The organism is Bacillus sp. AG4(2022) (assembly GCF_031844465.1).
In the GTDB taxonomy this organism is placed as follows: Bacteria; Bacillota; Bacilli; order Bacillales; family Cytobacillaceae; genus Bacillus_AB; species Bacillus_AB infantis.
Window position 1 is genome coordinate 357,990 of record NZ_JAUZVH010000001.1, and the last position, 13,336, is coordinate 371,325.

The 13,336-nt window shown below is 41.8% G+C and carries 12 protein-coding genes; 3 read left to right on the forward strand and 9 right to left on the reverse strand.

Annotated elements, in window-relative coordinates; translation table 11 throughout:
• Window positions 1-50 precede the first annotated feature (50 nt).
• On the forward strand, window positions 51-848 hold the full coding sequence (locus tag Q9R36_RS01785; protein WP_311224448.1) for an alpha/beta hydrolase: 798 nt from the start codon (window positions 51-53) through the stop codon (window positions 846-848).
• Between the two features lie 125 nt (window positions 849-973).
• On the opposite strand, the gene Q9R36_RS01790 is transcribed toward Q9R36_RS01785, so the two are convergent.
• From Q9R36_RS01790 to Q9R36_RS01810, 5 genes are all read right to left on the reverse strand, one after another.
• Window positions 974-1,915, reverse strand: a complete 942-nt coding sequence (locus Q9R36_RS01790) for a pectinesterase family protein (protein WP_311224449.1) — start codon at window positions 1,913-1,915, stop codon at window positions 974-976.
• A gap of 275 nt (window positions 1,916-2,190) precedes the next feature.
• Window positions 2,191-3,183, reverse strand: a complete 993-nt coding sequence (locus Q9R36_RS01795; RefSeq protein ID WP_311224450.1) for a pectinesterase family protein — start codon at window positions 3,181-3,183, stop codon at window positions 2,191-2,193.
• 100 nt (window positions 3,184-3,283) lie between these two features.
• Window positions 3,284-4,804, reverse strand: a complete 1,521-nt coding sequence (locus Q9R36_RS01800; protein WP_009791029.1) for an extracellular solute-binding protein — start codon at window positions 4,802-4,804, stop codon at window positions 3,284-3,286.
• A gap of 52 nt (window positions 4,805-4,856) precedes the next feature.
• Window positions 4,857-5,522 carry a YesL family protein gene (locus tag Q9R36_RS01805; RefSeq protein ID WP_224951787.1) on the reverse strand — a complete coding sequence of 222 codons (666 nt, stop codon included), beginning with the start codon at window positions 5,520-5,522 and terminating at the stop codon, window positions 4,857-4,859.
• A 36-nt stretch (window positions 5,523-5,558) separates the two neighbouring features.
• Window positions 5,559-6,542, reverse strand: coding sequence for an ABC transporter permease (locus Q9R36_RS01810; RefSeq protein ID WP_022543768.1), 984 nt, complete (start codon window positions 6,540-6,542; stop codon window positions 5,559-5,561).
• Between the two features lie 350 nt (window positions 6,543-6,892).
• Here Q9R36_RS01810 and Q9R36_RS01815 point away from each other — a divergent pair, with 350 nt between their 5' ends.
• Together Q9R36_RS01815 and Q9R36_RS26090 are read left to right on the forward strand one after the other, a co-directional pair.
• Window positions 6,893-7,762: a carbohydrate ABC transporter permease gene (locus Q9R36_RS01815; protein WP_009791026.1), complete on the forward strand. Its 870-nt coding sequence runs from the start codon at window positions 6,893-6,895 to the stop codon at window positions 7,760-7,762.
• Window positions 7,763-8,084: 322 nt separating this feature from the next.
• Window positions 8,085-8,372, forward strand: coding sequence for a hypothetical protein (locus tag Q9R36_RS26090; RefSeq protein ID WP_022543767.1), 288 nt, complete (start codon window positions 8,085-8,087; stop codon window positions 8,370-8,372).
• Window positions 8,373-8,621: 249 nt separating this feature from the next.
• Here Q9R36_RS26090 and Q9R36_RS01820 read toward each other — a convergent pair whose 3' ends face one another.
• The 4 genes from Q9R36_RS01820 to Q9R36_RS01835 all read right to left on the reverse strand — a co-directional run bounded on the left by Q9R36_RS01820 (window position 8,622) and on the right by Q9R36_RS01835 (window position 13,050).
• Window positions 8,622-9,389: an NAD-dependent epimerase/dehydratase family protein gene (locus tag Q9R36_RS01820; protein ID WP_311224451.1), complete on the reverse strand. Its 768-nt coding sequence runs from the start codon at window positions 9,387-9,389 to the stop codon at window positions 8,622-8,624.
• A gap of 301 nt (window positions 9,390-9,690) precedes the next feature.
• Window positions 9,691-10,593, reverse strand: coding sequence for a dienelactone hydrolase family protein (locus Q9R36_RS01825; RefSeq protein WP_311224452.1), 903 nt, complete (start codon window positions 10,591-10,593; stop codon window positions 9,691-9,693).
• Window positions 10,590-11,921 (reverse strand): glycoside hydrolase family 28 protein, encoded by a 1,332-nt coding sequence (locus Q9R36_RS01830; RefSeq protein WP_311224453.1) that lies wholly within the window; start codon window positions 11,919-11,921, stop codon window positions 10,590-10,592. The genes Q9R36_RS01825 and Q9R36_RS01830 overlap by 4 nt, the downstream gene beginning before the upstream one ends.
• Window positions 11,902-13,050 (reverse strand): glycoside hydrolase family 88/105 protein, encoded by a 1,149-nt coding sequence (locus Q9R36_RS01835; protein WP_022543765.1) that lies wholly within the window; start codon window positions 13,048-13,050, stop codon window positions 11,902-11,904. The genes Q9R36_RS01830 and Q9R36_RS01835 overlap by 20 nt, the downstream gene beginning before the upstream one ends.
• Between the last annotated feature and the right edge of the window lie 286 nt (window positions 13,051-13,336).

Consider the following 13,336-nt stretch of genomic DNA (forward strand, 5'->3'; position numbering starts at 1 on the left):
AGTGTATGTAACTGTTCTTTTACAAACGATTAATTTAGGAGGAATACCTTTTGATTTATTCATTGTGGACAGGAAAGATTCCTTTTCTGGAGTCTGGAGATGAGGATCGCAAGCCTGTTCTTGCTTTCTATCCTGCAAGTAATAATACAGGCAGAAGTTCAGTGATTGTATGTCCTGGAGGGGGGTATCACCATAGAGCTGATCATGAGGGAGAACCGGTTGCAAAATGGCTAAACTCTCTTGGCATTTCAGCATTTGTACTGCATTACCGAGTAGCTCCCTACAGGCATCCAGTTCCTTTAGCAGATGTGCAGCGGGCTATACGCTTTGTCAGGCACCACTCTGAAAAGTGGAATATCGATAAGCAAAAGATAGGAGTTCTGGGGTTTTCGGCTGGCGGACATTTAGCAGCCTGCGCCTCGACTTTGTCACATCTGCGTACAACAAAAGAAGAGGATAACATTGACTTAGAGAACTGCCATCCGGATTTAGCTATTTTAAGCTATCCGGTCATATCATTATTAGAGCATTATCATGAAGGATCGATGACTAATCTTCTGGGAGACGAGCCCAATGAGGAGATCAGGGCTTTATTATCCTGCGAACGTGAAGGTGCTAAAACTTTGCCGCCGCCAACCTTTATATGGCATACGTCTGATGATGCAGCTGTTCCTGTTGAAAACAGCCTATTATATGTCTCATTATTGAGCAAATTAAAAGTGCCATATGAGTTACATGTTTTTCCGCATGGACGGCATGGCCTAGGACTTGCCAGCGATGACTCTGCTGCAGGCAAATGGACTGAGCTTTGTGCTGTATGGCTCGCTCAGCATACATTCTGCCAATAATTTAATTCAACAGAGTGAAGACCGGTTTCTGGTCAGCTTTCTAATTCTCCTTTTCAATGCACAGCATTTGTGTTTAAACATTCTATTAAAAAGGGGGCAGTCATTTTCAGACTGCACCCTTTTCTCTATTCCGGATTCCACCCTTTTAACACAGTCTCGATGCTGGCTGCTTCAGCTTCTTCATCTGTAAGCTGAGGCCTATCGGGATTTGAGCCAGGTCCTTCATTCATATATTCATAGAATCTTGCATCTTTGGCACTGAAGCCTGACATGTCAGTCCAGCCATCCGGATGAATGTGGGCACCCAAATAATTATTTTTGAATATGACGCTTGCTATGGCCTCCGGATCCCCGCCAGGGTGCCAGGGCCTTCCAAGATAGACCGTTCCTTTGGCCGCTGAGCTTGTAAATCGATTGTTTAAAAACAGGAATCCATATGGCTCATTTATATGGGTACTTGCAGCTGATATATATCCGTTTTCTGCAGAAGACCCTCTATTCAAAGAAAAGATCTCACATTCTTTGAAAACTGCTCTTGCCCCTCCAAAAATAAAATCAATATCACCTTCAATATAACACCGGCTAAAATACTGAGACCCCTCTTTTAGGTAAAGTGTATCTTGATTTCCCAGAAACCGCACCTGGTAAAATTCCATTCTCTCACCGCTGGCATAAACAGCTACCGCCTGTGTCTCTTCTTCCAAGCGTTTTGGATTGAATGAGTTTTCAAAGGTAAGGTTTCTGGCTGTAAAATCCCTCGCATAAAGGAATACACTTGCGCTATTGCGTGTTCCAATGGTACCGCCATCGGGGGACATTATTTTTGCATGGTTATCATAAGTGAGGATTGTGTTCTCGACACTTTCTCCAATTAGCGTCACAAATGGTTTATTTGCCGGAACTACGATTCGTTCCTTATATACTCCGTTCTTAATAAAGATTTCCACTTTATTTTTATTATCAGCCGGTATAGCATCAATCGCTTCTTGAACGGTCTGATAAGCACCTTTCCCGTCTTTGGCTACAGTCATTTTTAATGGTTTAGTTACACTTTCTTTAAAAGTCATTATCTTACCACTCCCTTTCCTAAACGCTCCCATTCCGCATATTTAACGCCAATTTTCAGGAAGTAAATTTTAGGCCGTTGGATACCCAAATTAATACTTTGCAAAGCGAAATTCTTTATGATAGCTTCAGTTCTGGTCTTTTACTTAGTAATTTTGAGATTTAATTATGAAAATAAGAAAAAACACGAAAGAACTGATCCCGCTGATACAGCCTAATATATTCATTTCTTTTCTAGTGCTTTGTAAGTGTCCTTAATCATTTTAATTAGACTTCTTTAGCCCGCAGTGCTGTAAGGCAGACCCAATTTTGGCCAGCCTTTCAAAGATCCAAAAATGTTCTCAAGCTTATACTCTTTAACTTGCTCATCTGTTAGAAATTTTGCCCAGCTTACCCGTTTGTCCTTACAGCCGCCCGGGCCGCTGCTGTTATACTCAGCATAAAACGCTGTGTTCTCCGCTTGGGGTTTATCCCAATTATGCCAGCCTTCAGCTTTAATATGCTCACCCATCCATGTATTGATAAAGACTGTTTTGGCATAATCACGCCAAGGCCTGCCCAAGTAGACCGTACGGGCTGCCGCCTTACTTAATAAGGTGCAATTGATAAAAACATAGCCATATTCCTGGTCAAAAGGGGTGGATGCAGCTGTGATATAGCCATTTACATCTGTTCGGTTTAAATCTAAACTATGAATTTCGCAATCTTCAAAAACAGAAGTTGCAGAACCAAAAATGAAATCCACATCGCCCTCTATGCAGCAGTGCTTAAAATAGCTGCGGCAATGCCGTTTTTCCAATCCATCACGCGGCCCGCCGAACGAACTGCCTTCAATCGGCTTTGGCGGAAGAGGTGCAGTAAACACAGTATCCTGCCTGGCTAAAAAAGCACAATTGTGAAACTCAGTCTGATCAGCATCCACATACATGGCCACCGCCTGTCCAACCTCACTGCCTTTGCCTGCATTATTTTCGAAAGTGATATTTTCAGCCAAAAACCTATCACCGGTAACAATGCAGGAATAAGACCCGAATGTACCCATTTTTTTGCTGTCATCTTCCAATTTATTCGCATAATCATTAAAAGTGATTTTTACCAGATCCCGGTGTGTTCCGATCAGGGATACTGACGGCTTATTGATATCGAGCTTTTCCTTGTACACACCATCTTTTATATAAATATTTATCCGGCTGCTGTTACCTTTCGGAATACTGTCTATAGCTTCTTGAATCGTTAAAAATTGACCTGTTCCGTCTTGTGCAACAATCATTCGTATCACCCTATAAGTATTTTTAGAAAAGGCATTAAACAAAAAACAGGAACAATCCTTCCTTCAGATAAAAGGAAGGACCGCATATTAAAGCTCGTTATCACTTGTTTGATTTTTCATAGGCTTCTTCGTATTCTTTCTTCATTTGGTCTCCGCCTGATTCTTTCCATCTTTTAACCTCAGCTTTAAATCCTTTGTCATCTATTTCACCCATGATGTATTTTATCGTAGCATCAATGATCAGCTTTTGAAGCTCAGTACCCCTCTCACTGGCAGTTGGTGACTCAAGTGGAACAGACGGGTCCATGACTGCAAATTCGTCATTTTCTGAAATCATTTCATTTACCAATTGCTTATCAGGATCAGCGTCAGTTAGTTTATAAGTAATTTCACTTGGTCGGGAGCCTGAGAAGCCTTGAACCTCTTTTTGCCACAGTTCATTATCCAAAATGGTATAGGCATCTTTATCATCAATTGTATAGTGGGTTTCCTTTATACCGCCCGTCATCAGCATGAAAACGTCTTCATTTATTAGATCGTTAACAAATTGGAGAACTGCTTTTAATTCCTCTTCTGTTTTCACTGCTGATTTAGGGAACGCCAGCAATCCGTTAACACCGTTACCTTCGGACCAGATTCTGTATTCACCGTCCGGGCCGGCAATTTTATTCTGGGGAACGATTGCCACATTATTATTGATTCCCTCAGCCAGGTTTTTTAACTGTGTAATACTTATAAGACCTGCATAAATACCTGCTTTGCCTTGTGCAAATTTCTGCAGCTGGTCATCTTTTGAAGTTACGGCAAAGTCTTGATCAAGATAACCATTTTTGTATAGTTCTCTTGAATATTTCATCGTTTCCATATATTCATCTGTTTCATGCTCTGGTGTAAATTTTCCATTGTCGTCCACTGCCCAGCCATTTGGTACACCAAAGTAAGAAGCAAGTGTTTTAAAGCTGCCGTATCTCAGCTCATTCCGGTCACTCCAGCCAAAAGTATCCTTTTTGCCATTCCCATCAGGGTCATCCTCAGTAAACGCTTTCGCCACTTCAAACAACTCATCCAGGTTCTCAGGAACCTTCATGCCAAGATTATCAAGCCAGTCTTTTCGGATTAGCACACCGCCGCGGGCGAAATCCTTTTGAAATGGAACACCGTATAGATTTCCTTCGATAGAAGCTGCTGTTCGGCGATCCTCAGAGATTTTCTTTAAATTAGGATAATCATCGAGGTATTTGCTCACTTCCCAAAATACACCTGATTTCAACGCCTGTCTGACTGATGAATTTGTTACAAGAGTAGATGGCAAAGAAATGATATCGTCCAATTCCCCGGAAGCAATGGATGCAATCAGCCGCTCATCTTTAGTCGCATCTGGAATCCAATTAAATGTAAGATTGGTATTTGTAGCTTCTTCAATTTTCTTCTCTATCACATCGTTTGGAGCTGTTGCTACATAAAGGATCGGGCTCCAGCTGATATTAGCTTTTCCGTCCGCGTCAACAGCTGCTTTTGTACTGCTTGCCTCATCTTCCTTGCTGCAAGCACCCAGAATGAGTGATGAGGCCAATATCGTGCCCGCTGCTAAGACTTTTCCAAACTTTTTGGGTTTCACCATGTTTACATCCTCCTAGATAATATAAAATTTATTGGGAAAAGCAAAAGTTAATTTAATGGCTAAGTTTCTTGCTTAGAGAAGGCGCGTTAGCCTCACCACCTCCTTCAATGGGATTAGCATCTGCCTGCAATTCTATTCTCTTAAATACCTGAATTGCCATCCACATGATGGTGTATGCCCCTAAACTAATTCCGAAGAGAACAACCGTTATCGGAATAAACATTAAAAGAATAAAATAAATCACAGCGAGAGCAGCAAATAACATCAATGTATACTGCAGATATGATATGCCGAACAGCAGGGAACACTTCAGCTTCAGCGTGACACTCTTCCAATCATAGTGAACTAAAACAGGAAAGATGTAGGTTAATGAAATGAAGTAAAGTACACCGATTACAATCAGCAGACCTCTTAATACCTGCGACTCTACATACAGCAAGTCAACGTAAAGAATCAATCCTCCTGCTGTGTAAAGAAGGCCGATTGCTGAAGCTTCTTTAAAACCTGTCCTGTATGCGTGATAAAATGCCTTAAAAATGGAAAAATCCTTGTTTCCTCTAATCCATTGCCTTAGTACGGTAAACATTGCGTAAGAAGCAGGTCCAATCCCCAATACTACTAATCCCAGAAAGGTGAATAAAAACCATAGCATCTGGATATAAACCAGCTTGAGTAGAATGATGCAAAAGTTATTGAAGCGTTCTCCAATCCTGCTCATAAGCTCCTCGGGACCTCCCCTATTAATATTTTAATGTTAATACAGTCCTTCTTCGCCGAATTTTTTTGCTAACCGGTTCGCTCCAACAACGAGAATTAGACCGACAAGCCCTTTAAATAATCCTACAGCGGTACTGAAGCTTAACTGTCCGTTCTTCATGCCTGCTGTGTATACATAAGTATCGAATATTTCCATTGCTTCTCTGTTGATTGAATTTAATAGCAGGTAAACATGTTCAAACCCTAAATCCAAAGTTTGGCCAATTTTTAGGATCAGCATAATAATAATAATTGGCCGGATAGCAGGTAATGTAATGTGCCAAATTTGACGGAGCCGGCTCGCACCATCCATTTTGGCTGCTTCATATAAACCTGGATCCACTGCCGTTACAGCTGCTAAGTAAATGATGGTGGACCAGCCCATTTCTTTCCATATGATTTGAAGGATATAAATAATCCTTGACCATGTGCCATCAGTCAGAAAAGGTATTTTCTCTCCGCCCATACCAGCAATCAATGCATTGATTGCTCCGCCGTCCTGCGCTAAAAATACATAACAAATGGAAACTATGATAACCCAGCTCATAAAGTGCGGGATATAAATAATCGTTTGAACCCCGCTTTTTAAATATTTATTTTTCACCTCATTTAACATAAGAGCCAAAACGATTGGTATTGGAAAGAAAATGAATAAGTTTAATGCAAATAGCAATAGTGTATTCCCAAGCAGCATAAAGAATGTAGGTTCCGTAAATAACCGTTCAAAGTGTTTGAAGCCAACCCATGGACTATTAGCTATGCCTAAGAATGGCTGATAGTCCTGGAAGGCGATAATGATTCCTCCCATTGGAAGGTATTTGAAAATAATAAAGTATATGATACCGGGGATCATCATTAAATACAGCCACTTATTTCTCACAATAGCAGCGAAAGTCTTCTTCCTGGATTTTTTGACTGCTTTCTTATTGAGATCCGGTAAAATACTTTGCTGATCCTCTGCAACAGTAGCGGACTCTCTCATCGGAAATTCCTCCTTCATTAAATATTTTTTTATTAAGTTTTTATAGCTTTTGTGTTTCGGAGTACAATTTAAAGGTATAAAAAAACTGGTATAACGTCTACAATCATTCAGTTAGATTAAGCTCAGAGCCCTGATTTGAAAGCGCTTTCTGATATCAATCATATAAAATGATTATCTATTTATGTAAATGAGTATTTACTTTAGAATTCTTGAAGAGTGATAGAAGAACTCAATGTATGTACTTCCCCCCATATTACCAGGTGGATGGAAAATGATTATGGACATACTATTTTTCAGGTTGATATAGTTAACTCAAGAAAATATTAACTTCATTATGGAGGGATTCTCAAATGCACGACAAATCTTTTGGGAATCGCATATTTGACTTTGTTAACCATGCGATCCTATTACTCATCGCCTTAGCCTGCCTTATTCCCTTTATTAACGTGATTGCCAGCTCGTTCGCAACGACAGAAGAGATGGTGGCTAAAGATTTCATCTTGTTCCCTACTACTTTTTCACTGAGTGCCTATGAGTATATCTTTTCAACACCAACGATTTTTAAAAGTATGACTGTATCGATCCTGGTAACATTAGTCGGAACATTTGTCAGTATGGTTTTAACAGCTTTTATGGCCTATTCATTGTCACGAAGGTATTTAACAGGAAGAAGTGCAATTAATTTTCTTGTAGTGTTTACAATGTTATTTAGCGGGGGGATGATTCCTACCTATCTAGTAGTAAAGAGCCTGGGTTTAATCGACTCTTACTGGTCTTTAATTTTGCCAATAGCGATTAATGCATTTAATCTTATTATCATGAGAAACTTTTTTTCAGCCATTCCAGATAGCCTGGAAGAATCAGCAAAAGTGGATGGATGCAACGACTTAATGATCTTCTTTAAAATCATGCTTCCATTATCGCTTCCCTCGATTGCCACCATTTCCCTGTTCTACGCGGTGGCGTATTGGAATCAGTATACAAATGCTATTCTTTATCTGACTGATTCTAATAAGTGGCCAGTTCAAGTTTTACTCCGACAAATTGTTATCGTATCAAGCGGTATGCAGGCAGACTCTTCTGCAGTAGATGTTGTCCCCCCTGCTCAAACCGTTAAGATGGCTGTTATAACTGTTGCAACAGTTCCAATGCTTATCGTTTATCCGTTCCTGCAGAAATATTTCGTTAAAGGAGCAATGGTTGGTTCTGTTAAGGCTTAAGAACTTTTCCATAGGGTTTCCTTAAATTTCCAATGAAATAAGAAGTATAAATACAAAAAAAGTAGCTGTTACAGTAACGGGTTCCGTTCTAGGGTGCTACCATTATAATTAGCAGTACATTTAGAGAGTGAAATCGCAAAGATTTTGCTCTCTTATTTTTGCTTTTGCATCCCGTTTAAAACAACGGGATTTAAATCTGAAGTTGGTACTCCGGCACAACGATTGGGTTTAACAGAGAAGGTTTTCACTTTAAAAGATATAATCTATTTGAGATGATTATTTTAGCAAAGACCCTGTTAAATAAAATGAGAGGTGCATTAATTTGGAAAGGAAAAATCTAAAGATATTCACCAAAATCTCATTCATAATAGCAATAGTTACAATTATTGTTATTCCTATATCCATATACACACCGATACCAAAAGTGTTTGGATTACTCGTATTTCTCATTTCCTTGATTGGCATCCCTTTTAGCATTATTTCAATGTTTAGCAGAGAAAAATTAGCTAAAAGAATTTTTGCTTTGATTGTAAATCTGTTACCAATAAGCCTTTTTATTTACGCTTTAATTATGGAATTTACAGATGAATTTCTTCGAACCGCACCTTAGACGAAATAAAGAAAACGGCAGCGTAATGGCTGCCGTTTTACTGTTTAAATAACCTGTTATTGTATTGTTTTTTTGACGCTTTATCTCTTTTTGCACCTCGTAAGGGAACCCGTTACAGTTTCAGCTGCTTTTTTTGCTTTAATATTAATCTGGTTCATACATTCAGATTCCTCCAGCCAAACATAGGCCATTTCAATTTCAAGTGCCATATTAATAGGCTGGCCCTCTTCCGGGGCCAGCCTCCTGGGTTTATTCACGATTCTCTTTCAATACCTGCTGTGCATTTTTCTTTGAAACAAACCCAAGCTCTTTCCAGGCTGTTTCTGTAGACCAGGGTTTGTCCGCATTATCTGACACACCGTAATAGGTGCCATTTTTAACAGTCGACTGGATGGCGAGATCAAACAGCTGTACAGCATCTTCATGTGATAAAAGAGTTCTATGCAGCCTGTCATCTTCCTTTACGGCTTCCTTTTCATCTGGAAGAACGCTTCCGATCCTTAAATTGATCACTGAAAGGCGATTGTTTTCGTTCCGGGCCATGATTCGCCCGATGCCTTCAGATGCATATTTTAAAACACCGTACAACCCTATGGATATAGGAAAATCCTGAGTGGTGATCTCTCTGCCCAAAGAAGAATAGCCATCCTTTTCATAATAATCAGCTGCATGATTGCTGCTTGCAAATACGACTTTGGGAATTCCGAGAGAATCGGCAGCATGGAGGATATAAAATGAAGCGATAAAATGGATGCTGGTCATCATGTGGAATTCCTTTAGATTCTCCAGATCATTGTCTGTCTTGATTGTCAGCAGATTAACAAGCACATCCGTATCCTTTGGAATGTTTTCCACAAGGTCCTCATAATCGGCTGCATCTGTTTGAATAAACTCCGCTGTCTGTTCAGGTTTTTTTTTATCAAGAATGACGATATCGTATTTGGAGCTAAGACCGTTATATAAGACCGTGCCAATCGTACCCGAACCGCCAACAAGGGTGATTTTCTTTCTCATCATTTTCTCCTCCTGCTCATGTAAACGCTGTCATTTTTATTTAAATTACCCTTCCATACATTCGTTATTCCTATTTGCAGGAAATCTTTGCTAGCTTATGAGCGGGCAGAGAGGCGGATGCTGTACTAAAAGATTTGTAAAATAGAGAAACAGACAGTATGCTCCGGATGTTACTGGCAAAAAAAAGGCCGGAATAGTTTATTCCGATACCCTTTCTTTATAAGCCCTTCATACTCAGGCTGGCAAAGATCGATTGCACCAAGTCCGAAGTGTATGTCATTCTATTGAAATCGTTTTTTTATGTTCACAGATGATCTATTAAAAAAGCTTTCCATAATTCTCTCATTTCCTTCGTTTCCTGATGTCCACCTGTCAAAATCCGTCCTTCCCAATTCCCGGGAACCTGCCGCTTTTCATAAGAATCCTTAAGGCTGCTGTTCAAAAATACAGCTCCTTCCGCTGGACACAGGCGGTCGTCTTTGCCGATTACGCTAAGGCGCGATCTTGGTAAAATCAACTCCTGGACTGCTAAAGTTGAAAAATGCTTCAGCAGACCCGGAACATAATAATAGAAGCCATGATGATCAAGTCCGCGTTTTTCCATCAGTGTTTCGATATGCACCTGTGCTGCAATGTCAACTGAAACTTTGATCCTTTCGTCCAGTGCAGAGAGCCACCAGCTCATCAGTCCGCCCATCGACATCCCGATGGCGGCAAGGCGTTCTCCATCCACATCCGGGCGGCCCTGAAGATAATCAATCAGGGACATGCTGTCAAAGACCCTCATCCCCCACAATGTTTGGCCCTTCAGCAGCATCTCCTTGACCAATTCGCTTTCCTGCTTTCCTCTTCTTTCATTGAATCCCCACATATCTATGGCACAGACGGCAAATCCCAGCCCCGTGATCTCTTCAATAAAAGAGTGTTCAACCAGGTAAGGGCTGCCTGTCAGCAGCTCGTCTTTACCGTTCTCAAAATTCCCGCCATGAGAATGGCAGTAAATGACGGCAGGCAAAGGGGCAGAGGCATTAAGAGGCTTTGCAAAATAGGCCGGCACTGTTTCCAGGCCATTCAGGCTCAGCCTCAATGTCTCCAGTACATAACCCTGCCTTTTCTCAATCATCAGCACCTGGTGCTCATGATTTTCTGGAACAGAGCGGTCACCCAGCAGGCTCAGAAGCTTCCGGCGTTTATCTGCAGCTGTCACTTTGCCGCCACTTCCCTGACCAGCTCTTCACCTTCCTTTGTGTTCCTTGATTTGCAGGAGATGACTTCAACATCCTCGCTGTGTTCTATATGGAAGGCTGGCCCTTCATGATTTTCAATCGTCACCCGGCTGAACAGGACATCCTTCGCAAAGCCGACGTAAAAGCCGCGGTTCGCCATATCCTCAATCCCGGCCATCATGGCAGGCTTGCCGGGTACGGCATTTTTCGCAAGTGAAATATCAATCTGGCTGAAAGTAATATCGGTTGCATATTGTTCTGCCAGGCCGTAAATGTATCCGGCTGACGCCTGCACATTCCTCGCTGTAATATTGGCAAAATGGAGGCGGCGGAACATAGGGGTTTCAGCAGTAACGGGATATGGATTTTTGTCCCAAACATATTGATCTTTCCCGCGCGGTCCGCAGAAATAGTAGAGATTGATAATGAATGGGCAGATGACCCCCTCCATCACAATATTGTCGACACGGACATCCTCTACAACTCCGCCGCGGCCGCGCCTTGATTTAAAGCGGATTCCCCTGTCTGTATCCTGGAATACGCAGTTGCTGATTGTCACATTGCGGATATCCCCGCTCATTTCACTGCCGAATACGACAGCTCCATGGCCATGGACCATCGTACAATTGGTAATTGTGATATTTTCACAGGCGACTCTTTCTTCGGTATCCTCTGTGCCTGACTTTATGGCAATGCAGTCATCACCGACATCAATATGGCAATTGCTGATCCTCACATTTCTGCACGATTCCGGGTCTATTCCATCTGTATTTGGAGAGTCGGCTGGATTCAGGATTGAAACATTATCTACGGTTATGTCCCGGCAGCAGATTGGATTAACGGTCCAGCTTGGGGAGTTGATCAGGCGTACATCACGCAGTGTAATATGCTCACAGTGGTCAAAGCTGATCAGCTTCGGACGCGGATATTTCAGCTCCTCCCTGCGGTTCCTGAAAACATCCCACCACTCCATTCCATTACCGTCAATCGTTCCAAATCCAGTTACAGCAATATTCCTGGCTCCTTCTGCAAACAGGCACGATGCGTATACCTTACGCTTAACACCCTCCCAGCGCGATGTTACTACTGGATAATCCTCCTGCTTGTCGGAAAACTTTAAATGAGCGCCATTCTCCAGGTGAAGTTCAATATTATCTTTAAGGAATAATGGGCCAGTGAGGAACTCGCCGGCTGGAATCACCACCTTGCCGCCGCCATTCCGATAGGCTTCATCAATGGCCTTTTGGATGCCTTCGGTTGCAAGTCCAGCATTCCCTTTTAAATATTCGCTAATATGATAGACTGCCATGATCAACGCTCCTGTTCATCAAATATTCAAACTCAGCCGCCGCCTGCAAAAATGCCCCAAGCCCTTTCTGGTCGTTGCAGGTAACCGGCTCACTAATATAATAGGCGTATGTCCCGTCCCTCTTATCTGGTCCTCCGAGACCTGCCACCTGGCAGTTTTTGTTCAAATTTACCCAGCCTTCTTTTGTCAAAAGAACAAATTCATCCAGCAGACCTTGATGGGATTTTTGCAGCTGCGATTCCCACTTCTCCCTATGGAGGACCCCCTGCCGGATTCCCCGGGCAATTGCACAGACAATCATGCTGCTGCAGGATGATTCGAGATAGTTTCCTTTTTCATTTGGCTTATTGACAACCTGATGCCACACACCGCTTTCTTCATCCTGATAGTTGAGCAGCGCTTCAAGAGTATTTTCAAGCACTTTGACAAGAAAGCCCCTGCCTGGAGTGACCTCTGGAATCACCTCCAGTACATCAGTGAGCGCAAGCAGATACCAGCCCATGGAACGGCCCCAGAAATTGGCCGATAGACCCGTTTCTTTATCTGCCCAAGGCTGCTCCTTTTTCTCATCCCACGCGTGATAAAGCAGTCCGGTTTTTTCATCTAATAAATGGCTGAAGCTTATCTTGAATTGGCTGATGATATCTTCAAGCCCTTCTCCATCCATAAATGCCCTCTGGTATTCCGCATAAAAAGGGGCACCCATATATAATCCATCAAGCCATATTTGATAGGGATAGATCTTTTTATGCCAAAAAGCGCCTTCTGAGGTGCGCGGATGTGTTTCCAGCTGCCTGCGGAGTAGATCGGCTGCTTTTTTGTACTTCTCATTTCCAGTTTCACGATATAACACAAATAGCATCTTCCCGTTGTTGATATGGTCAATATTGTAATCTTCCATCTCATACCGGCTGATGGAGCCGTCTTCATTGATGAAGTGATCCATATTCTCTTTTATAAACTGAAAATACTTCCGGTCTCCGGTACTCTTCCATACGAGATGGAATCCTTTTAGAACCACACCATAATCATATGCCCATTTGCCATTATAGCCCTTGTCCTCGAACAATAAAGGAGTTCTTTCCATAATGGAATCGGCTGTCCTGACAGACCAATTTCTATCCTGCACTTGTAAAATCCCTCCACTTTCAATTTAAGTTTGAATTGGGAGAGAGGTTTTGAGCCTCCCATCCCCATTTTCCAACTGCGTTGCGGTTGCTTTTATTCATATTTGATTACCTGCCAGGCAGCCTTTTTGGGAGAGTGCTCCCTTCTGGCTTAATGGCACTTAATGCTTTAAGGATACTAAAAACAAGAAAATTCCGTATATAATCATTTTGTGATTACGCTTACAAAGGCTGGTATATCGATGATTTAAGAAATAATAGCGTAAAAATGATACTTTTAAACTGGAA